Annotated in this window: 17 protein-coding genes; 12 read left to right on the top strand and 5 right to left on the bottom strand. The window is 48.0% G+C overall.

Features of this window, described 5'->3' with window-relative positions; genetic code table 11:
• Positions 1-71 precede the first annotated feature (71 nt).
• The 7 genes from KD145_RS24650 to KD145_RS24620 all read left to right on the top strand — a co-directional run bounded on the left by KD145_RS24650 (position 72) and on the right by KD145_RS24620 (position 10,996).
• The gene (locus KD145_RS24650) at positions 72-3,284 is read left to right on the top strand and encodes a TonB-dependent receptor (protein ID WP_212002493.1); all 3,213 of its coding nucleotides are present in this window, start codon (positions 72-74) and stop codon (positions 3,282-3,284) included.
• A 22-nt stretch (positions 3,285-3,306) separates the two neighbouring features.
• Positions 3,307-4,806, top strand: a complete 1,500-nt coding sequence (locus KD145_RS24645; protein WP_212002492.1) for a RagB/SusD family nutrient uptake outer membrane protein — start codon at positions 3,307-3,309, stop codon at positions 4,804-4,806.
• 18 nt (positions 4,807-4,824) lie between these two features.
• Positions 4,825-5,916, top strand: a complete 1,092-nt coding sequence (locus KD145_RS24640) for a PKD domain-containing protein (protein ID WP_212002491.1) — start codon at positions 4,825-4,827, stop codon at positions 5,914-5,916.
• A gap of 13 nt (positions 5,917-5,929) precedes the next feature.
• Positions 5,930-6,811 (top strand): PKD domain-containing protein, encoded by an 882-nt coding sequence (locus KD145_RS24635; protein ID WP_212002490.1) that lies wholly within the window; start codon positions 5,930-5,932, stop codon positions 6,809-6,811.
• A 3-nt stretch (positions 6,812-6,814) separates the two neighbouring features.
• On the top strand, positions 6,815-7,852 hold the full coding sequence (locus KD145_RS24630) for a family 16 glycosylhydrolase (protein WP_212002489.1): 1,038 nt from the start codon (positions 6,815-6,817) through the stop codon (positions 7,850-7,852).
• Between the two features lie 172 nt (positions 7,853-8,024).
• Positions 8,025-9,413, top strand: a complete 1,389-nt coding sequence (locus KD145_RS24625; protein WP_212002488.1) for a M48 family metallopeptidase — start codon at positions 8,025-8,027, stop codon at positions 9,411-9,413.
• 17 nt (positions 9,414-9,430) lie between these two features.
• Positions 9,431-10,996: a DUF6770 family protein gene (locus KD145_RS24620; RefSeq protein WP_212002487.1), complete on the top strand. Its 1,566-nt coding sequence runs from the start codon at positions 9,431-9,433 to the stop codon at positions 10,994-10,996.
• Positions 10,997-11,086: 90 nt separating this feature from the next.
• On the opposite strand, the gene KD145_RS24615 is transcribed toward KD145_RS24620, so the two are convergent.
• Positions 11,087-12,100 carry a YafY family protein gene (locus KD145_RS24615; RefSeq protein ID WP_212002486.1) on the bottom strand — a complete coding sequence of 338 codons (1,014 nt, stop codon included), beginning with the start codon at positions 12,098-12,100 and terminating at the stop codon, positions 11,087-11,089.
• A 107-nt stretch (positions 12,101-12,207) separates the two neighbouring features.
• On the opposite strand from KD145_RS24615, the gene KD145_RS24610 reads away from it, so the two are divergent.
• Complete coding sequence (locus KD145_RS24610; RefSeq protein ID WP_212002485.1) at positions 12,208-13,731, top strand: TROVE domain-containing protein; 1,524 nt, start codon at positions 12,208-12,210, stop codon at positions 13,729-13,731.
• Positions 13,732-14,667: 936 nt separating this feature from the next.
• On the opposite strand, the gene KD145_RS24605 is transcribed toward KD145_RS24610, so the two are convergent.
• Positions 14,668-15,678 (bottom strand): GlxA family transcriptional regulator, encoded by a 1,011-nt coding sequence (locus KD145_RS24605; protein WP_212002484.1) that lies wholly within the window; start codon positions 15,676-15,678, stop codon positions 14,668-14,670.
• A 151-nt stretch (positions 15,679-15,829) separates the two neighbouring features.
• On the opposite strand from KD145_RS24605, the gene KD145_RS24600 reads away from it, so the two are divergent.
• The 3 genes from KD145_RS24600 (at position 15,830) to KD145_RS24590 (ending at position 18,316) form a co-directional block, all read left to right on the top strand.
• Positions 15,830-16,618: an SDR family NAD(P)-dependent oxidoreductase gene (locus KD145_RS24600; RefSeq protein ID WP_212002483.1), complete on the top strand. Its 789-nt coding sequence runs from the start codon at positions 15,830-15,832 to the stop codon at positions 16,616-16,618.
• A 44-nt stretch (positions 16,619-16,662) separates the two neighbouring features.
• Positions 16,663-16,866: a KTSC domain-containing protein gene (locus KD145_RS24595; protein WP_212002482.1), complete on the top strand. Its 204-nt coding sequence runs from the start codon at positions 16,663-16,665 to the stop codon at positions 16,864-16,866.
• Between the two features lie 115 nt (positions 16,867-16,981).
• Positions 16,982-18,316, top strand: coding sequence for a DUF2252 domain-containing protein (locus KD145_RS24590; protein WP_212002481.1), 1,335 nt, complete (start codon positions 16,982-16,984; stop codon positions 18,314-18,316).
• A 174-nt stretch (positions 18,317-18,490) separates the two neighbouring features.
• Here the strand turns inward: KD145_RS24590 and KD145_RS24585 are convergent, their stop codons facing one another.
• Positions 18,491-19,759 (bottom strand): DEAD/DEAH box helicase, encoded by a 1,269-nt coding sequence (locus KD145_RS24585; RefSeq protein ID WP_212002480.1) that lies wholly within the window; start codon positions 19,757-19,759, stop codon positions 18,491-18,493.
• A gap of 286 nt (positions 19,760-20,045) precedes the next feature.
• Entirely contained in the window at positions 20,046-20,471 is a 426-nt protein-coding gene (locus tag KD145_RS24580; protein WP_212002479.1) for a c-type cytochrome, read from the bottom strand.
• 171 nt (positions 20,472-20,642) lie between these two features.
• On the opposite strand from KD145_RS24580, the gene KD145_RS24575 reads away from it, so the two are divergent.
• A complete protein-coding gene (locus tag KD145_RS24575) occupies positions 20,643-21,476 on the top strand; it encodes a methylated-DNA--[protein]-cysteine S-methyltransferase (protein ID WP_212002478.1) in 834 nt (277 codons plus the stop codon).
• 92 nt (positions 21,477-21,568) lie between these two features.
• Here the strand turns inward: KD145_RS24575 and KD145_RS24570 are convergent, their stop codons facing one another.
• Positions 21,569-23,014, bottom strand: a complete 1,446-nt coding sequence (locus KD145_RS24570; protein WP_212002477.1) for a RagB/SusD family nutrient uptake outer membrane protein — start codon at positions 23,012-23,014, stop codon at positions 21,569-21,571.
• Positions 23,015-23,017: the final 3 nt, after the last annotated feature.

The following is a 23,017-nucleotide window of genomic DNA, read 5'->3' as shown; positions in this document are numbered from 1 at the left end:
GAAACTGAAAAGACCATCAGCATCATCGCGCGACATCCATCCCGTATGAAACTGTAAAAACTAACTCACGTATGAAAAAAATTCTTCAATGCATGCTGGTGCCTGTACTGTTATTGTTTGCCAATATGTCATGGGCGCAGAACATTACGGTCACTGGTAAAGTAACCGATGAAAAGGGAGAAGCCATCCCCGGAGCATCGATTGTGTCCCGCAACAGCAAGACAGCTGTTGCCGCCAGTCCGGACGGGTCCTTCCACATCAGCGTCATCCCGGGCGAAAAAACCCTCCAGATATCAGCTATCGGATTTGTACAGCGGGAAGTGGTTATCACCGCAGCTCCCCTGCGTATCGTGCTGCAAACCGCTCCCAGTGAGCTGAACGAAATACTGGTGGTAGGTTACGGTACCCAGAAAGTAACTAAAGTATCCGGCGCCGTTACCACTGTCAAAGGTGCCGACATTGCCGCACTCAGGCCGGTAAGGCCCGAAGAAGCCCTGCAGGGCCGTGCTTCCGGTGTCAGCGTGATACAAACCGGATCTCCGGGTGCCAAACCCACTGTGCTGGTAAGGGGTATCCCCTCCTACAATGGAACAGATCCCCTCGTCATCATCGATGGGGTAATGCAATCACTCGATGACCTCAACGCCATCAATGCCGCAGACATCGAATCCATGAACGTACTCAAAGATGCCGCCACCACGGCGATCTACGGCGTAAAAGGCGGCAACGGCGTTATCGTTGTCACCACCCGCAGCGGTAGAAGAAACCAGAAATCAGAGCTGACCATCAACGCCAACTATGGCACCCAGGAAGTCATGAGAATGATGCCTGTACTCAACGCCGCAGAATACGGCGCCATTATCAACGAAGGCAGCGTAGCCTCCGGCGGCAATATCATCTTCTCCGACCTCAGCAAACTGGGCGCCGGCACCAACTGGCAAAAAGAAATTTTCCAACGTGCACCGATCATGAACTACAACGCCAGCGCACGCGGTGGCAGCGATAAAATGACCTACTTCGTTTCCGCAGGATACATGGCCCAGGATGGTATCGTAGGCGGTGGCAGCAAATCCAATTTCAAAAGAATCAATGCCACAGCCAACCTCTCCTTCGACGTCACCAAACGGTTGAAATTTATCCTCAACACCAGCTTCACCAATATCAGAAGCAAAGGTCTTGCGGAAAACGCATTCAACTCCATCATCGGTAGCGCACTCAACTTCGATCCTACCGTACCGGTATATAATGAAACCAATACGGTCGGCAAATACAGCTACAGCAATCTGCTGCTGTCTGAAATCTTCAACCCGCTCACCAAACTGGAAAACACCTTCAACCTCAACAATGGTAATAAACTGTTTGGGAAAGCGGAACTACAGTATGATGTAATCAAAAACCTGAAACTCACCGGCCGCTTCGGTTATACCAACTGGGACAATACCAGCAAAACATTTACGCCGCTGGCCTTCTACGGACCACTCAATGTGGAAAACACCATGAATGCCGACGGTACTCCTGTGGTTATCAAAAATGGCCTGGGTGGCATCTCCTCCAGTGCCCACAACAGCGTGAGCCAAAGCAAAAACAGTGACTTCAGCTTCACCGCTGAAGCTTTTGCCAACTACACCTTCCAGGTAAAAGAACATCACCATTTTGATGTAGTGGCCGGTGGTTCCATGTACAAAACCACTTCCAATGGCCTCACAGCTACCGCCCAGGACGTGCCTTACAACTCCTGGACCCTGGCAGACCTCAGCGCCGCCACCGGTACCAACTCAGCCGGCGTGATATATTTCAGGGACACCGTGATCAACGGCGTCTCCACACAGGTACGTGATCCCCGCGGCGATGTAGCTCCTAACCTGAATGCCCGTACGAATAGCAACTACTACTCTTTCCGCCGCAATCTGTCTTACTTTGGCCGTATCAACTACGACTACAAAGACAAATACCTGGCCTCCTTCACCGCCAGAAGGGACGGCTCCTTCGCATTCGGTATTAACAACCCCTTTGCTAACTTCTTCTCCGGTTCCGCCGGCTGGGTAACCTCCCAGGAAGACTTCTTCCAGTCCGACTTTATCAACTTCCTGAAAATAAGAGGTAGTTATGGTACGGTAGGTAACGAAAGCGTAAGACCTCCTATCGTTAAAGTAACCATCGGCGGCCCTAATTATGTTGATGGTAACAATAACGGCTATACGTTTGGTAACACCTTCACCCCCGGCTCCACCATTGCCTCCTATGCCAATCCTAATATCAACTGGGAAAAACAGTCACAGGGCAACATAGGCTTCGACATTACCTTCTATAAAAATAAATTCTCTGTCTCCGCAGACTACTTCCGTAAAGAAGTAAAAGGACTGCTGTTCAAACCATTCGTATCCCTGTACATGGGTACTGCTGATGTGCCGAATGCTAACATCGGCTCCACCCGCAGCAGTGGCATGGAAATAACCGTAGGCTATAACGAAACCATCGGACGTGATCTGAAACTGAATACCAACGTCAATTTCACCACCTTCCGCAGCATTGTAACCGCCACCAATACAGACAACAGCGCCTACATAGAAGGAGGTGGCTACTTCAATGGCGTGTCTCAAAACGTAACCCGTTTCGAAACCGGCAAAGCACCCGGCTACTTCTATGGTTATAAAACCGATGGCCTGTTCCAGTCACAGGATGAAATCGCGAAAGCCCCCAAACAGGACGGCGCCCAACCCGGCGACATTCGCTTTGTAGATGTAAACGGTGATGGTGTCATCAACGCAAAAGACCAGACACAAATCGGTAACCCCTTCCCTAAATTCACCCTCGGTTGGAACCTGTCTCTCGCCTACAAACAATTTGACCTCAACGTGTTCACCTATGCTTCTGTAGGCAACGACGTTTACAGAGCCTACGAAAGAAACGCCAACTATACCAATAAATTCAGGGACCTACTCGACAGATGGACCGGCCCGGGAAGCACCAACGATGCCCGTCATCCGCGTTATTCCTTCACCGATGGCAACAGCAACATCAGAGCTTCCGATCGTTATGTGGAAGATGGCTCTTTTGTGAAAGTCAAAAATATCCTGCTCGGCTATACGCTGCCCAACTCCTTCCTGCGCAAAGCAGGCTTCTCACAGGCACACCTATACGTACAGGTAAAGAATGCGTTCACCTTTACAAAATATTCCGGATTTGATCCCGAAATAGCCGGCGCCATTATGAACACCGGCGTGGACCGTGGCGCTTATCCACAGGCCCGTACCTGGTCTGTAGGCATCGATTTTAAACTGTAAGATCTAACGTAAAAAGAAGAAAATGAAAAACTTACTCCATATAACCGGACTGTTCATCACCATCGTGCTGCTGTCCTCCTGTAAAAAATGGGTAGACTACGACCCGCATGAAGACTATAACGTAACCGATTTGGATTATCTCAAAACGGCTGACGATTACAGAACGATGACGGTCAGCGTTTATTCTCCCCTGCAATGGCTCAACCAGACCGTCCCTATCGGTGATATTGCTTCCGACAACTCCGTTACCGGTGGTGAAAACGCTTCAGACGTACTGGGTCTGCAACAGATCGATGACTATACCCATACGCCCAACAACGACTACCTCACTGAAATATGGAAGTCGGCTTATGAAGGTATCAACCGCGCCAACTATCTCACCCAGTACAAGGATAAAAACCTGACTGGCCTCAGCATCGATTTCTCTGGTAAAGATGCGCTTTACGGAGAAGTATATTTCCTACGTGCCTATTATTATTTCACCCTGGTGAGATTTTTTGGTGATGTGCCCCTGTTTTATGAGAGAAGGCTGAACATGTCCGATTCCAGGACCCTCAAAAGATCACCACAGGCTGAAGTATACGCCCAGATTGAAAAAGACCTCAACGCTGCTATCGCTGCGCTGCCCACCTCCAATCCACAGGCAGGCCGTGTGACCCGTTATTCCGCACAGGCGTTGCTGGGTAAAGTACTGATCTATCAGAATAAATTCGATGCCGCTGCCACCATGCTCGAAAACGTGGTCAACGGGCCCTTTAACCTGGCGCCCAACTTCGCAGATATCTTCCTGCAGTCAGGTGAAAACGGTGCTGAGTCCGTATTTGAAATACAGTACTCCAACCTCTTCCCTTATTACAACTGGGGCGCCGCCACCCGCGGCCAGGGCAACTATGCCGTACAACAATGCGGTATCCGTGGCCTCAACGGTTCCAGTCCTTATGCGCCGGGATGGAGTACCAACCTGCCTTCACAGGACCTCGCCAAAGCATATGCCGCCGGCGATCAGCGCAAAGACGCCACCATACTGGATATAGAAGCCTATAAAACGGCCCACCCCGACTACAATATCTCCTATCAGATAGCTCCTTATAAAAACACAGGCCTCTACAATCAGAAGTATCTGCCCCGCAAAGGCGAGACTTCCGGTCAGCCTGAACTCAACTATCTCAACAACTACCGTACTATCCGTTTTGCTGAAGTGCTGCTGCTGGCCGCAGAAGCCAACAACCGCGCTACTACGGCCAACGATGCCAAAGCCAGGGATTATCTCAATAGGGTACGCCGTCGCGCCTTCCGCGATAACCTCCACGATGTCACCGCCTCCGGTACCGCTCTCAAACAAGCCATCTGGGACGAACGCAGGCTGGAACTGGCCATGGAAGGCGACCGCTTCTTTGACCTCGTAAGAACAGGCCGCGCCGCCACCATTATCACAGGTTTTAAAGCAGGTAAAAATGAACTGTTCCCTATCCCACAACTGGAAGTGAACATCTCTCAGCTGCCGCAAAATCCCGGTTACTAATCGCCTAAATTCCATCGCATGAACAAACTTAGCTATAAACCGCTCCTGCTGCTGATAGCCCTCGCCGGCAGCAGTTGCACCAAAGACAATTTTGATAATACCGACTTCCTGAAAACAGGCACCGCGCCTGCAGATCAGGCCATCAATTTCAACATCAGCAACGATAACTCCGGCCTGGTTACCATCACGCCCAACAGCGCCGGGGCCACCGCCTACGATATCTATTTTGGTGATGCCTCCATCTCGCCAACCCGTGTGCTGCCCGGACAAAACACCACCCACATCTATAAGGAAGGGACATACCCTGTGAAAGTGGTCGCCACCGGCATCACCGGACTGAAATCAGAAACTATCAAACAACTGGTTGTAACATTCCGGGCACCTGAAAGCTTAACCATCACTGCCAACGCCAACCTGCACGATCTTACCGTGTCGGCCTCCGCGTTATATGCAACCGGTGGGTTTAAAGTGTACTTCGGCGATGCGGCCAATGAAGTACCCGTACTCATAGCCGAAGGTGCCAGTGTTACACATACCTACGCCAGCGCCGGTAAATACACCGTAAAAGTGGAAGCCCTCAGCGGAGGCGCTGCCAGCACCAGCGCCACCAAAGATGTGACTATCTACAATGCGCTCACCCTGCCCATGATCTTCGAGCAACCAGATGTCAACTACGCCTGGGGCGATTTTGGCGGCAGTAACACCACCATCATCCCCAACCCTTACCCTTCCGGTATCAACACCAGCGCTACTGTGGGTAAAATCGTGAAAACAAAAGACCAGACCTGGGCAGGCAATTACATCTCCATGAGCAGTCCCCTCGATTTCACCAGCAATAAAAAATTCAAGGTGAAAGTGTATTCCTTCCGTCCGGGGCTTCGTGTGCTGCTGCAACTGGAAAGGTCCGGCGACAACTCCTTCATGGAAAACGTGGAAGCCGTTACCACCACTGCCAACGCCTGGGAAGAACTGACCTTCGACTTCAGCAGTAAAATCACTGACAACAGCAAAAGACTGCAGAACATCCTTTTCTTCCTCGACAACGGTACCCTCGGCGACGGCAGCCAGAACTATACGATACTGTTTGACGACATCGTTTTAACCAACTAATTGCACATTGACCATGATCAGATCTATCATATATCCGTTCCTGTTAGCTGTCATTCTGCTGTTTGCCAGCGGCTGCGACAAAAATGATTACAGCTTCGGCGACCTTACCACGCCAGGCAAACCGGTACTCACCGTCACCATCAACGGGAAAGACGCTACCCATCCCTATGGCGACGGAACCGGCAACATACAACTGAGTATCAACTCAGCACATGCCTATAATTACAAAGTAGACTTCGGCGATGGTCAGCAGCCTAAAACAGGTACTGTCAGTAACATCTCCTATGGCTATAAACATACCGGCACCAAAAAATTCACCATCACCGTAATCGCCTCCGGTAAAGCAGGCATCTCCAGCTCCAGCACCGTAGACGTCGAAATATACCGCGCCTTCACTCCCAACCCCGATCTGGTGAAAATGCTGACCAACAACGGCATCAAAAAATGGCGGGTAGACAAAGACGCCCCCGGCCATCTGGGCGTATCTTCCGCCGATGTGTTCACACCCGCCTGGTGGGCTGCCGGTCCTAATGAAAAAGACGGTCTCGGCATCTACGATGACGTATATACGTTTAATGCCAGCGGCAACGTGTTCACCCATACCACCAACAACGACCTCTTTGGCAAAAAGGAATACCTGAAGGATTTTGATCCAACACTTACCAGTACCGGCGACTACACGCTCACCGGTCCCAAAGCCGCCGAGTACACCGAAACATTCGGATACGATGGCAGCGCTACCACAGAGTTTATCACCTTCCCCGTGAAAGGACATATGGGCATGTATCTCGGTACACATAAATTCCAGGTACTGGAAAGAACCGATACCCATATGACCCTTCGTTGTGTACAGGACCCGGGAGCCTGGTATGTAAAAATTATAGCAATACAATAGCGTATGAAACAGTTAACAGGAATAATGATGGCATTGCTGGTCAGCCTGACCAGCTGCGGGAAAACAGAAACTAAGCCGGCTGAGAAAGTAGCGCCGCTCAACCTCACCGTGAGCACCACTGTGAGCCAGGACAGCACCGGCACCGTAACCTTTACCGCCACCGCCGAACACGCCGTAAGTTTTGACTACGACTTCGGTAACGGCTATATTAAATCTACCGCCAACGGATATACGAGTTATACCTATAATACACCAGGAGAACATACGTATACCGTTAACGTCACCGCCAAAAGCGCCGATGGCCTTACACTCGCTAAAACCATTTCGGTAGTGGTACCCGTTTCAACAGCCCTGATATGGTCTGATGAATTTAATAACGACGGCGCCCCCGACTCTAAAAAATGGGGTTACGATATCGGCACCGGCGACAACGGATGGGGCAATGCAGAAGCACAATACTATACTAACCGGCTGGAAAATGCCGTAGTATCAGATGGTACACTGAAAATAAATGCCATTAAAGAAAGTTATAACGGTATGGCCTATACGTCGGCCCGACTGCTCACCAAAGGCAAATTTAATTTCACTTACGGCAGAATAGAAGTAAGCGCCAAACTCCCCGCTGCCGGCGGCACCTGGCCCGCCATCTGGATGCTGGGCAGTAACATCTCCACCGTTGGATGGCCTGCTTCCGGAGAGATTGACATCATGGAACATAAAGGCAATGAACCACAGAAAATTTACGGAACAGTACATCATCCCGGACATGCCGGCAGTAACGGCGACGGCGGCACTACCATGGTAGCCAACGAAACGGGAGCCTTCCATAAATACACGCTGGACTGGTCTCCCAAACAACTCCGCTGGTATGTAGATGATAAACTTTACTTCACCTTCAACAATGCAGCAGGGCTGCCTTTTAACCACGACTTTTTTATTCTGCTCAACTTCGCCATGGGCGGCAACTTTGGCGGTGCCATCGATCCCGCTTTTACACGCAACACCATGGAAGTGGATTATGTAAGAGTATACAGAAATTAAAAGAGGAATGTTTTGAGAGAACAGAAGCCGGTCCATGGGCCGGCTTTCTGCTTTTAATGACCATCCTGGTTTACATCAGGCACATGATATCTTTATGTAAAAATTTACAAGCCCCTTTCTGCTATTTGGCTATATTTGCCCCCATTATCCCAATGTACCTATAACCTGTTGTATGTCAACTGTTACGCGATTTGCACTGTCATTTTTTAGTGCTATTTTTTTTATAGCAGGTCCCGTAGTGGGACAGCACGCTCCATTTACACCGGCCACCGTAGACCAGCCAATGCTCAACAAACTGGTTGCTCAGTTTGAACAGCAACACAAAACCGCGCTCACCATCACCGCGCTGCCATCGAAATACCGCAAGGATTACGAGGAAGTGTATAATTCCAGATGGGAGCATATAAAAGGCGTATTCGACCGGAAAGAGGTTTATACAGCCGAACCTGCCCGCAAGTACATAGCAGATCTGGTGGATGTTATCGTAAAAGGAAATCCTTCCCTCAAGGCATATCCACTACACTGCTACTTTTCACGTACCAGCGAACCCAATGCCAGTTATATCGGCCAGGGGATCATCCTCTTTAATATGGGCCTCTTCGAAAAACTGGAAAACGAAAGTCAGGCCGCTTTTGTATTATGCCATGAGATAGCTCACTATGTACTGCAGCATAGTGATAACAGCATTTCAGAATATATCAGCACCATCAACAGTACTAGCTATCAACAGGAACTCCGTAAGGTAAAACATACCGAATTCCGCAAAAGGGAACTGCTGGAGAAGCTCACTAAAAAGGTGGCCTTTAATCACCGCCGTCACAGCAGAGACCATGAATCACAAGCCGACTCCATGGCCCTAGCCTTGCTGAAAAACACTTCATTTGACCTTTCCGGGGCTGTCACCGCATTAAAACTGCTGGATGAAATTGATAAAGACACCATCGATATCGCGGCCTGTTTCAAAAGAGAATTAAACCCCGCTACCTTCCCTTTCCGGGATAAATGGATTGCTAAAAGCAGCAGTATCCTGGGTGCAGGAGCTTCTGTAAAAGCCAAAGGCGATATGGATGATTCACTCAAAACCCACCCCGACTGCCAGACCCGTATCCGTCTGCTGGAGCCGGCTATCGCCCAAAACGGTTCTGCTAAAGGACAACTGTATCTGACCGGTAAGGAAAGATTCTCCACCCTGCAAAACACCTTTAAATACGAAATCATTGAATACGCCTATCAGGCAGAAAAATATTCCAACAGCTTCTATCACACGCTTATACTGTTACAACAATACCCGAAAGATCCATACCTGGTCACACAGATAGGCAGGATCATGAATAGCAGCTACACCGCCCGGAAAGCCCATACCCTGGGCAGAATGGTAGACCTCCCGGCTCCGGAATTTACACCCGGATATAACCTGGTACTTCAGTTCTTCCAGAACCTTTATCTGGAAGAGTATGCCGAAGTAGGTTATCATTATCTCCAGCAATATTCCGGAGAGCTAAGCAGCTACCCTGCCTTCAAAGAGCAATTAAATAAGAGTTCCCTTTTTATAAAACAGTAACCTATAATCCTTATACCATGATTCGAAAACTATCTGCAGTACTGCTGCTGAGTAGCCTTGGTGCCCATTCCTTATCGGCCCAGGCAAAATTATCTGTTGACAAAGTGTATAGCGCCTACCTGAGAAGCAGCGGCGCTATCACCGATAAAGACCAGATCAAAGGTTATTATTATCTCTATCAGAGTGATAAAATTGACCGTAAGACAAATGAGTATACCCTCCAGATTCTCGACGAAAACCTCAACAAAGGGAAGGATATCAAGTTTGAAGACACTAAAAGATTAAGTCTGCTCGAATCCTCCTTTAACGGTAACACCCTGGCTTTCCTCTTTAAAAACGGAGAAGACAGGACCCTGGAAATGAAAATATATGACCTGGATGGTAAGTTGAAATATACCTACACCCGGCCATATACCAAAAAGACCGATGCCCTGATGAACCAGTATGAAACCCTGCATACTGATGAGGGGATGAACCAGAATGTATTTGAGGTGGGTACAAAAGGTTTTGTATCCGTGATGCCGCTGAGAGACGGCCGCGATGTAACCTATGAAGTGGACGTGTATTCCTCTGACAAGAAAAAAATGTGGACATACAAACCGGAAGATGACAAGGAACGTTTTGCCCAGGCTGAATTCCTGATGGCTACCGACAGCCTGATCTTTCTGGAAGTAACCAAGAAAAACAGGAAAATGAGCGGCAGCGGCACTGCCCACCTGGTTTGTATTAATCATGAAACCAAAAAGAAAGTATTTGACCTGGACGATGAAAATGATGATGTCACCTTTGTTCCTGCCAGCATTTTGCCAGTAAAAGGAAATGGTAAATTTATCGTGATGGGCAGCTACTTCGATAAAGATGCCAATATCCTGAAAGACTTCAGCAAAGGCCTCGCCATTTATGAACTGGATGCAAACGGTAAAGTATTAAACAAAACATACAACAGCTGGACCAAGGAAATCGCTCATTACCTGCCTACCAACAATAAAGGCAAAATCGACAAAATCGGCTTCCTGTATGTTCATAAACTGATCCAGACAGCAGACGGAAAGATCTTTGTTGTAGGAGAAGGATATAAAAGACAGGCCGATGCTGCAGGTATTGCCCTGACAGCACTCAGTGTCATGTCCCGCAGCGCCAGGAGTGCCGGTGTGACCAAAATTGTAGTGACCGATTTAGTGATGATGGAATTTGATAAGGACTTTAAGCTGAAAGGCGCTTCCATCCACGAGAAACGGGATAATACAGCTATCGGAGGAGAAATGGCAGATTACGCCAGCCAGCACGCACTGGCCATGTTCATTAAAATGCAGGGCTACTTCGACTATGAGTTTACCACTGGCAACCCGGATGAGAACAACTTTGTTGTTTGTTACAGCGACTGGGAAAAAACAGCTAATTACAAAGGAAAAACGTTTAACTCTATCCGTTATAACGGCACTAAATTCAGCAAAGACAAAATCGAGCTGAAATCCAAAGCCAGCCGTATGCAGGTACTGCCTGCCAAAAGTGGTTCCGTTATGATCATGGAATACTTTAAGAAAGATAAAAGACTCGACTTCAGAATTGAAAAACTGGGATAGTTTTTAATTTATGATTTTTTGATTTAGAGATTTAGAAATTTTGGGAAGAATTCCAAAATTTCTAAATCTCTAAATCAAAAAATCTCTAAATCAAAAATGGTATCGTTCTGCTGCCTTGTTCAGCTTATATTGAATCATCTTCCGCAATTTCTCCGGCGCCAATACCTTCATCCCTTCTGCAAATCCCAATATCTCCCGCTCCAGTTCAAAATTATGTTCCACTTCAATGGAGATCACGGTACCTTCTTCACTGACAGATATGACCTGCTGACTATGATGCAGCGGTTTGGTGATTACATAAGGCGCATGTTCCGGTGTGATCAGAATGGTCACCAGCTGCGGCCTTATATTCGACACGGTGGGGCCGATGGCATGTCGGTAATATTCTTCCGGCGTATATCCACCGGTGTTAGGCCGGTAAAGTTCTGTTTCATCGATTTGTACGGTCTCTATCCTGTCTAGTGCCAGGGTGACGATGGCAGCGGAAGTATTTTTGGTACCCACCACAAACCAGCGGTTTTTAAACTCTTTCAGCCACCAGGCATGCAGATGCATACTGCTGGCCGACTTAGCTTTAAAGGACTGATATTTTATCAGCAGGGGCTGTTCCCGGATAATGGCATCATAGATCAGCGCCAGGTGTGACAATCCCTTCAGGTGCTCATTCTTCTCAAAATCAATCACCGTACGCTGATCATGCGCAGAAGCATATACGTGGCCTTCCAGCTTCTGCACCACATCATTCAGATGCTGAAAGTGCGTAAACCCTTTAAACTGTTTTAGTACCTCTACTGCTTCCGTCATGCGGGTGAGATCATGATCACTCAGCGGGATATTGGTAATACTGTAATCAGCATCTTCGTAGGTATAATATTTTTTGTCTACTATAATAATAGGCGCATTATAACCCAACTTATCACTGCGCATCATTTGTATATCAGCCTGTATAGTACGACGGCTGATTCCTTTTTCCATGCCTTCATAATCATAAAGAGCTTCGGAAACTTTATCGATCAGATTAGCTAAAGTCCAGCGCCGGCGGCGGTTTCGGAGGCAGGTATCAATGGTTTTATATCTTATTAATGCGTTACGGTTAACAGGCATCGGAAAAAAATTTTAATAAAAATAAATAAAAAAATCATCTGCGCAAAAAGACTGCGCACATAGGGGGACATCTTTGTATCATCAATAACAAAGTAATACAAAACGATATGAAATTCAATCTTTCTACCAAAGGCACCCAAAAGGCACTAAATCACGAAGGAGCGCCAGCATACAAGCTGACACCGGAACTGGCGCTGTACACCAGTGTAGTAACGGCATCCCTGAGCGATCAGTTTTATGAAGGAGCCGGTGACAGACTGGCTCGTATCGGCGCACTGATCGACCAGAACGACCCCGCTTTCGTAGCCAGACTGGCAGTATACACCCGGGAAAAAATGCATCTGCGCAGCATCCCGATGGTACTGGCCGTAGAAATGGCGAAACGCTACCGCGGTAACAGCCTGGTAGGTAAAACAGTAGCGCGTGTAATACAACGTGCAGATGAAATCACAGAAATGCTGTCTTATTATACCCTGGCCAATCAGCGTGTGGAAATGAAAAAGCTGAATAAGCTGAGCAAGCAGGTACAGAAAGGACTGGCGCAGGCTTTCAACCGTTTCGACGAATATCAGTTTGCGAAGTACAACCGCCAGACAGCTATCACGCTGAAAGACGCGCTGTTCCTCGTACATCCGAAAGCCAAAAGCGATACACAGCAGGAGCTGTTTAATAAAATCGTAAACGATACACTGACTACGCCTTACACCTGGGAAACCACTCTGTCTGCCACCGGGCAGCAGCAGTTTGCCACCGCAACAGCCAAACAGGACGCCATGCGTCAGGCCTGGGAAGGACTGATCACCAGCAACCAGCTGGGATATATGGCCCTCCTGCGTAACCTGCGCAACATCCTGGAAAGTAATGTCAGCAACGATCATATAAAAATGGTGTGCGACCACCTGTCCAACGATAAGGCCGTACTGAATTCAAAACAGCTGCCTTTCAGATTCCTGGCAGCTTACCGAGAACTGCAGTCCGTACCACATGGTATGACAGGACATATCCTGCAAGCGCTGGAAACAGCCGTTAAAAAGAGCGTACAGCACCTGAAAGGATTCGATACCAACACCCGCGTGGTAATTGCCTGCGACGTGTCCGGATCCATGCAGTTCCCGATCTCGCCAAGAAGCAAAATCAAAGGCTACGACATCGGACTGATGCTCGGTATGCTGCTCCAGCATAAATGCCAGCACGTTGTCAACGGTATATTCGGCGACAGATGGAAAACCATCGCGTTGCCGGGAGACAATATCCTCGCCAATGTGGATGCATTCTACAAAAGAGAAGGAGAAGTGGGTTATTCCACCAACGGACACCTGGTATTGCAGGACCTGATCACAAGAAAATATGTGGCAGATAAAATCATGCTCTTCACCGACTGTCAGATGTGGAACAGCCAGGGCAACCGACAAACAAATCCTTTTGCGAACAACTGGGCGCAGTATAAAAAAATCGCACCCAATGCCAAACTATACATCTTCGACCTGCAGGGCCATGGCACCGCACCGGTAGATGTACAACAGAATGGTGTTCACCTGATCGGTGGATGGAGTGATAAAGTGTTTGAAGTAATGGACGCCATCGAAAACGGTCAGACCGCACTGGATCATATTCATAACATCACGATGTAAAATATTCATCCGGTTTTGTTAACTACCCAATGCAGCGCGCTGAAAGGGCGCGCTGCCCACCAGGCCCGGTAGCTTAAAGGGAAAAAGCTGCGGAAAAATTACGTAGCCGCGGAGTGTATGGACTATATCGTTACGGGCACGCCCTGTAATGATCAGAATTTACAGTGCACCGAACACTTCAATGTTAGTAGGGAAGCGTATTTACAGCCATACTGTTCAGCAATGAAAATGCAGGTTCGAATCCTGTCCGGGCAACATAAATTGATATAATTCAACTTAAAAGGTGTCGTTTTGATGGGATACTTCTTTATCCAGAATCCAACTCCCATCATACTTATTACCCTTGACAACAGCGGCAGGTGCCGTTAGCGACGGGTTACTTCGCTCCAGGCCAGATACGCAGGTTCGATTCCTGCTCCCGGGAAACCGGGATCGTCTAGTGGTAGGACGCAGGCAGTCTGCTATAGGCAGATCACAGTCTTGTTGCGCCCTTTTGCCCTGCTGTTGTTGTTCTTTTTGAATGAGATAATAATACCCTGCAATGACGGGTATGTACAATAAAAAAAGGTGCCGTTATGATGGGATACTTCACTATCACTGAAAAACAATCCTATCATGTTTGTTGCCCTTTTTCATCGAATAATAATGCCTCTGAAAGAGAAGCATTCAACATAAAAAATCCGGTGTCGTTTTGATGGGATACTTCGTCTTCTGAATCTAACCCCATCATACTTGTTACCCTGATACAACAACAACGCGGGTGCCGTAGCAACGGGTTACTTCGTTTGGGAGCTGAAACGCAGGTTCGATTCCTGCTTCCGGGAAACCGGGATAGTCTAGTGGTATGACGCAGTTGTTTGTTCTTAGGGGCAAACCTTAGTCCTGTTGCGCCCTTTTGCCCTGCCGTTTGTTGTTATTTTTTTTCAGAGAGAAATCTCACACATGGTCCATGCCGGCAGCTACAAGCCGCAGGCCGTTTTTACCGTATTTGTCTTTATATGCTTTAGGCGTCATGGCTACATGACGCTTAAATATTTTCCGGAAGAAGCTCATGTCTTCATAGCCACAACGTTGTGCTACCTGCTCAATACCTTCATGGCTGTTCTCCAGCAGTTTTTTAGCGGCTTCGATACGTACCCGCTGCAGATATGCCAATGGTGTATTGCCGGTGGCCTGTTCAAAGCGCCGGATAAAATTTCGTATACTCATATTACACTGGCTGGCCAGTGCTTCTATGCTCACAGATTCCGCATAATTTTTTTCGATATACCGCTGTGCTTTACTGATCACATCATCTGCATGACCATGTTGCAACTGGAAAATGGAAAATGAATCCTGCGGCAACTGATGCATATTGATCATTAATATTTTGGAGGCGATGATCGCCGCTTCATGACCACAGAATTTTTCCACCAGATACATCATAAAAGTGGTGAAGCTGAAAGCGCCGCCACAGGTGTAGATACTCCCCTGATCTACGATGATCTTATCATCCTGTACATCTACCAGCGGATACATTTTACGGAACCGGTCAGCAAACATCCAGTGGGTGGTGGCAGCTTTGCCATCAAGCAATCCGGTGGCCCCCAGCATAAAAGCGCCCACACAGATACTGGCCAGCTCGGCCTGTTGCAGATGCTGCTGCCGCAGCCAGTCTATCAGCCGCTTTTCCCGTTGTATCACCGGCAGTATTTTATCTGATTCCATCGCCGGAATAATCACCAGATCATACACTTCCTGACGGCGGAGTTTTGCCGGCACGACAGTATTCATGGCCCTTCGCCATAACAAGTTGTCTTTAACACTGATAAAGTCAATATCAAAACGGACGCTGACAGGCGTGCCGGTCAGCAACGGGTAAGTACGGGCTATCGCCGCCAGGATGTCTGCAGGACCTGCAACACTGGAAGGGACAACATTTTCATAATCCAAAATAGCAATACGCATAAGACTGCAAATTATTATCCGTTAATCATAACAGACACGTTATGGCAATATCAACCCCTCAGAATGTCATTTATGCCACTGCCCTAAAGATAGCTTTTCCACTACTTTTACAGTAGATTTATTTCATCACTGTGAAAACAATAATATGCTGTTGAAAAACAAAAATGCCGTCATCTATGGTGGCGGAGGAGATATTGGTAGTGCGGTAGCACGTGCTTTTGCCCGGGAAGGAGCTGTCGTATACCTCGCAGGACGTACCACCAGCACACTGGAACAGGTGGCCAACGAGATCCGGGCCGATGGTGGAATCGCCTTCACTGCCAGCGTAGATGCACTCGATCAGGCAGCGGTTAATCAACACCTCCGGGAAATAGTGGACCAGGCCCAACAGATAGACATCATCTTTAACGCTATTTCCATACCCCAGCAGGGCATGCAGGGCGTATGGATGGCCGACCTCCAGCCCGATGATTTTATGCTGCCGGTAACCACCTATTCCCGTTCCAACTTCATCACCGCCACTGCTGCAGCCAGGCATATGATCAAACAGGGCTCCGGCGTAATCCTCAGCATTTCAGCCACTCCGGCAAAACTCGCAGCTCCAATGGCTGGAGGCATGGCCACCGCCTGGGCCGCCATAGAATCCATCTCCCGTACGCTGGCAGCCGAACTGGGCCCTCACGGCATCAGAGTGGTATGCCTGCGCGCCAACGCTATGCCGGAAACAGCCATGGTACAAAATGTACTCAACATCTTCACTCAGGCGATGGGCATGAAAGATCCCAAAGAATTCCAAACCGCCATGGAAAGTGGTACCATGCTGCGACGCCTCCCTGCTGTCCGCGAAATAGCTAATACCGCCGCCTTCATGGCCTCCGACCAGGCGGGCGCCATCACCGGTGCAGTCATCAACCTATCCTGCGGCTCCGTAGCCGACTAAGTCCGGGTACGATAATTGAGGCGCCTACTCCGAATACACCAGTCATGCCGTCCTCTGTTATCCGGGCATATTACTACGACGGCCTGCATGCGGTACTACGCATCGTTTTTATGTCAGGCGCGATATACGACTATGAAGCCGTACCAGAAGCCATATACCGCGCCATGAAAAACGCCAGCTCCAAAGGCACCTATTTCAACAAAGCCATCAAAGACAAATTCCGCTTCACCCGCTACCAGGATAAATAGTTACGAATTATCAATTACGAATGCTGAGATCATTCATTCGTATTTCGTAATTGATAATTCGTAATTTTATACAAACGGCTGGTGTCTTCACATCCATCACTAGTCGCAGTTGCTTATGACTGTTGAAAAAGATTCCCCCGGAAAAAACATCAGGGCCACCGTTCCCCGCACCTCACAGGGTGATTTTATGCTCTCTCCCCAACGCCCCAGTGTACTGGAAGCTATCAGGATATCCAATGAAGGAAGGGTAAAAAAGCTGATTCCCATCCGCCATGGCAGGATGAGCGCGTCCCCCTTCGCTTTTTATCGCGGTATGGCCGGTCTCATGGCCCTCGACCTTTCCGGACTACCCCATACCCAGCTGATAGTACAGGCCATCGGTGACTGCCACCTGAGCAATTTCGGCGGCTTCGCCACCCCCGAACGAACACTCATCTTCGATGCCAATGACTTCGATGAAACCCTTCCCGCCACCTGGGAATGGGATGTCAAAAGACTGGCTACCAGCTTTGTGCTCGCGGCCCGTCACAACCAGCTCAAGGAAACAGATGCCCGTGATATGGCCATCAAAGTAAGCACCTCCTACCGGCATAGCATGTACGAATACTCCCGGATGAACACCCTCGACCTCTGGTATATGAAATTCGAAATGCATGCCCTGATGAACAATACCACCAGCGATGAAGTGAGAAACATGCTAAGGGATGCTATCTCCAAAGCAGAGAAAGCCACACCACAACATGTCTTCTACAAGATCACCCAAAACGTGCTGGGCACTTTTGAAATCGCCGACCAGCATCCGCTGATCTATCATCCGTTGGACCTGGAAAAGGAGAAAGCCAATATCCGGAACTTCCTCAAAGAATATATCCATACTCTCCAGGAAGACCGTCGTTATCTCTTCAGCAAATATCATGTGGTAGACGTTGCCCTGAAGGTAGTAGGTGTAGGCAGTGTAGGTACCCGTTGCTTCGTAGTGCTCCTGATGAATGATAAAGATGAACCGCTGTTTCTGCAGGTAAAGGAAGCCCGCACCAGCGTATTGGAAAACTTCACCGCCAAAAGCAAATACAAACATGCAGGTGAACGTGTAGTACAGGGCCAACGCCTCGTACAGGCAGCCAGTGATATCTTTCTGGGATGGAGCACCAGCGACGATGACCGTCATTTTTACCTGCGGCAGCTAAGAGACCGTAAGATAGCCCCCGATGTAGAACATTTTGATAAAGAAGTACTGATGGCTTATGCAGGCCTCTGTGGCCGCATGCTGGCACGCGCCCATGCCAAAACAGGCCCCTCGGAACAGATCAGTGCGTATATGGGTAAGAGTGAGTTAATGGATACCGCCATCGGCAAATTTGCAGTGGCCTACGCCAACCAAACCGAAAAAGACTTCGCGGAATTTACCAAAGCCATCAAAAATGGGCGGCTGCCCGTGGAAATAGCTTAATTTCCCAGGGCTAAAGCCCTGGGCTAATTTTGATTTGCTTCATTTAATCCAGGCTTGAGCCAATAGATTAAGGCTTTAGTAATATAATGAAGAGCTTTAAGCCAATATGGCCCAGGACTTCAGCTAATATAGCCCAAGTCCCATCTAATATAGCCCAGGGCTTTAGCCCTGGGATCAAAAATCAATTTTCTGATCACGTTTGTCCGCTTTGCCGTTGCGCCCGTAGCGGTTGCGGTTTTTGGGCTTTGGCTTTCTGGGTGCTGCCTTTGGTGCTTCCGGATCTGCATTGTTGGCTTCAATCAGCGCAGACTCTTCAAACGGATGGCTCACCGCAGGAATTTTTTGTTTGGTGAGTTTGTTGATACTGTTGAGAAACGGCCTTTCTTCCAGTGCACAGAAAGACAACGCGTAACCGGCAGCACCGGCCCTACCGGTACGGCCTATACGATGCACATAGGTTTCAGACACATTGGGCAGGTCGTAATTGATCACATGTTCCAGCGAATCTACATCAATGCCTCTGGCAGCAATATCTGTGGCCACCAGTACACGCAGCTTGCCGCTTTTAAAGTTGGTTAAGGTATTCTGACGGGAAGACTGCGACTTGTCGCCATGCAGAGCATCCGCGTTGATATTACTTTTCCGGAGGTTTTTAGCAATCCTGTCGGCGCCATGTTTGGTTTGTGTAAACACGATGGTGCGGCGGATGGTCTTATCTTTCAGGATATGGTCCAGCAACAGTGGTTTGTCTTTCTTCTTCACAAAATATACCGACTGCTCCACTCTTTCCGCTGTGGTAGATACTGGCGTGATAGCCACCATTTCCGGATTGTACAACAGGGAATTGGCCAGCTTGGATATGTTCGGCGGCATAGTGGCCGAAAAGAACAGCGTTTGCCGTTGCTGCGGCAGTTCGCGGATCACTTTTTTGATATCGTTGATGAAACCCATGTCCAGCATACGGTCTGCTTCATCCAGCACAAATATCTCCAGATGGTCCAGGTAAATATAGCCCTGGTTCATCAGGTCGAGCAGACGGCCCGGTGTGGCAATGAGGATATCTGTTCCGTTGCGCAGCGCGATCGTTTGCCGGTGCTGTGGTACACCACCGAAGATAACATCATGTTTAAGGCCGGTGAATTTTCCATACGCCTCAAAACTTTCATCGATCTGTAATGCCAGTTCACGTGTAGGCGTAAGGATCAATGAGCGGATATGTTTATAACCGCCTTCAACACTTGACCTGGTATTGTAAAGCTGTTGCAGAATAGGGATGGCAAATGCGGCTGTTTTACCAGTGCCTGTCTGTGCACATCCCAGTAGGTCTTTCCCTTCTAAAACAATAGGAATGGATTTTACTTGTATGGGGGTAGGCTGGGTATAACCTTCTTTTTTTATCGCTTTTAAAATGGGCTCAATCAGCCCTAATTGCTCAAATAGCATATTGTATTAAATCTGTTCGTAATTAAAATAAAACGCTTTTTTTTCACCAGCGTTCAGCATTGAGGAGAGCAGTAAAGAAAGATTCTGGAGAGAGCCTTATGCTTTGAACTCAACATAACATCGGTAAAGATAAGCATTTTCCGGTCAGTAAATCAGTAATATGATCAATAATGACTATATCTTAAAATACGCTTGCTGCCAAAACCCTATTGATCAAAACCTTATACATAGAAAAAGGGCCCTCTTCCCAAAGGAAGACGGCCCTTTTAACATATCATTACCAGCCTTACTTGCCGGGCGCCGGTGTTGCTGCCGGCGCTGCTGCTGCGTCAGGTTTGCTCTTAGGCTCTTCGTTACCATGGTGACAGGTATAGCAGGATACTTTCATGACATCATTGTGCCTAAAGAATTTTTTGTTGATACGGTTGGTCATTCTCATCATTTCGCGGGCCGCATCCTTGTGCTGGTTGTCATCACTCGCAAAATCCAGTTTCTTAGGGTCATCTTTCTGTGATGCGTGACAGAAATTACATTTTACACCCAAAGCGGTATTAAACGAGCGCATGGTGGAAATCAGCTCATCATGGCTGATATTTTTCGGTAATACTTTGAGGTTTTTAGGCTTTTCGTTCTCCTGAGGCAATGCCAGAGAACACAAGGTAACTGCTGCTGTAAGTGCTGCTGCTACCATGAATGTTTTTTTCATTTTCATGACCATGGATTTTAATAAGTATGTAAGCTTCCTGATGGGGAATCTACAAAAAATAATATATGTAATAGAATTTTTTTGATGACAGGCAGGACTGCAAAAGCTTTAGGTTCCGCAAGTTCCGGGTTTTTTGCCGACTTTCGTCGTGGTAATTTTGTCATAAACAATAAAGTCATGAACAATTACGATAAGATTGCCACGGCAATTACATACATCAACGATCATTTCAGGGAACAGCCAGAACTGAAGGACATGGCGGCCGCTGTGCATATGAGCCCGTTTCATTTCCAGCGGGTATTTAGTGAATGGGCAGGTGTAACACCTAAAAAATTCCTGCAATACCTTACGCTCCATCATGCCAAACATATCCTGAAACAGGAAAAAACAACCGTATTTGATGCCGCATTTGAAACCGGATTATCAGGCACAAGCCGGCTGCACGACCTTTTCGTCAACATAGAAAGCATGACACCAGGGGAATATAAAAACGGAGGCAAATCCCTGCATATCAACTACAGTTTTGCAGAGAGTCCTTTCGGCAATATTCTGATAGCTTCCACCGAAAAAGGCGTCTGCCACATGGCTTTTGCCGACGATCGTAAAGCTGCTTTACAAGAGCTGATAGCCAGCTTCCCTAATGCGCAGTTCACACAGATGGTAGACTTCATACAGCAAAACACCCTGTATATTTTCACCAAAGAACAGCATCGTCTTTCTGAAATAAAACTACACCTGAAAGGCACCGCTTTCCAGTTGAAAGTATGGGAGGCCCTGCTGAAAATACCGATGGGCGATCTCACCACCTATCAGCAACTGGCAGCAGCAGTAGACAGTCCGCGTGCCTCCAGGGCCGTAGGTACTGCCGTAGGACAAAACCCCGTGGCTTTCCTCATACCCTGTCATCGGGTGATCAAAGCTACCGGCGAATTTGGTCAGTATCACTGGGGCAATGTGCGCAAACAGGCAATGATCGGATGGGAAGCTGCCAAAACAGATCCTGCGAAATAAAAGGGCCGCCCACTCGTGAAGGGCAGCCCTATTTGCTTATGAAAGAGGACCAGCATTGGAAAATGCCTGTCTGTTAATTAGAGGATATTCTTTTACTGGTTATCTACGCACAGCTTATTATAAAGCAGTTCATTCGCGGAGATAGGCCAGATATATTTGGATGAATTGCTCGGCACCGGATCAATTGTCACTGCTGGATTGGATTTCCCCGGTATGGTCTGCCCCAGACGGGTAATCTCATTTCCTCTCATACCTTCTCCGATAAACTCGATATGTTTTTCGTTCTGGATAGCAGTAAGCAAAGCGTTGGCATCTGCAAAATTAGCAGTAGTGTAAGTAGTGCTGGCATCTGCTCTTCCTCTTACAGCACTCAGCAGCGCAACAGCCTGCGCATCCACCGTGTTGGTGCTGCGTACTTTCGCTTCTGCAAGATTCAACAATACTTCTGCATAACGGATAACCGGAATCCAGTCTGTATAAGGGCTGGGAGTGGAAAACTTGTTCCAGTAAGATTTTGCGCCTGCAGTCCGGATAAAGTTCCTGCGTGCATCGCCTGCTTTCCAGGTGGCATCCGCAAAAACACCTGACTTGGTATCGATGGAATACTCTGTACTGTAATAAAAACCCAGCTGGGTCTGGGTACCCGGGTAGTCTCCTGCCACACTGGTGAACGGCAGCGAGAAAACGGATTCCGTTGACAGATAGTTGGTAGCAAATACTTTCGTGATATCAGGCGCCAGCGCATGTTTGGTAGGTGAAACAAAAGGCGCCGCTGCAGATACCAGTTTATTGGCCTCTGTTATAACCTTGGCATAGTTAGCCATATGCAGATATACCCTTGTCTTTAAAGCAATAGCAGCGGTGGAAGTTGCGTGCGTTACGCTGGCTTTTTGGCCGGCAGTAGCTGCGGGTAAAGCTGCTTCTGCATCATCCAGATCTTTCAGGATTTGTGCATATACTTCTGCCACACTGGCCCGGGCTTTACTATAGTCCTCTTTTTTGGTATGTCCCTGTGTATGAAGTACCAGACCTGGCTTGCTGCCGGCGCCATCCCAATATGGACGGGCATAAATCTGCAACAGGGTAAAGTAGCTCAACGCACGTACAAATTTCGCTTCTCCGATATATTTTTTGGACACCTCATCACCTACCACCTTGGTTCCTACCGCATTCATTCCATCAATAAATACGTTCGCATTGTTGATGGTCAAATATCCCTGCTCCCAGGTTTCGGTGATTTCCTGGGCAGTACCGTTGGGTATCATGCTCCAGGTGAGATATAAAGTCACACTGTTACTGCCTTCCACCACAAAATCACCAGCCCTTACCTCATTGGCAATTGCCAGTTTTCCACCCAGAAATTTTCCGTTCTTCATCACACTATACATACCATTCACCTGGTTGGCAATACGTTCTGCATTTTCGAATGCAGAAAACGCGGAAATATCAGTTGAAGGAACAGGCTTCAGCAGTTCTTTCTGACAGCTGGCCAATAATCCTGTCGCTAATAAAAGGATATATAAATTGGTTCTTTTCATCTT

Origin of the sequence: Chitinophaga sp. HK235, assembly GCF_018255755.1 — a bacterium.
In the GTDB taxonomy this organism is placed as follows: Bacteria; Bacteroidota; Bacteroidia; order Chitinophagales; family Chitinophagaceae; genus Chitinophaga.
The sequence above is the reverse complement of the archived record's forward strand: the minus strand, read 5'-3'. Positions and strand labels throughout refer to the sequence as shown.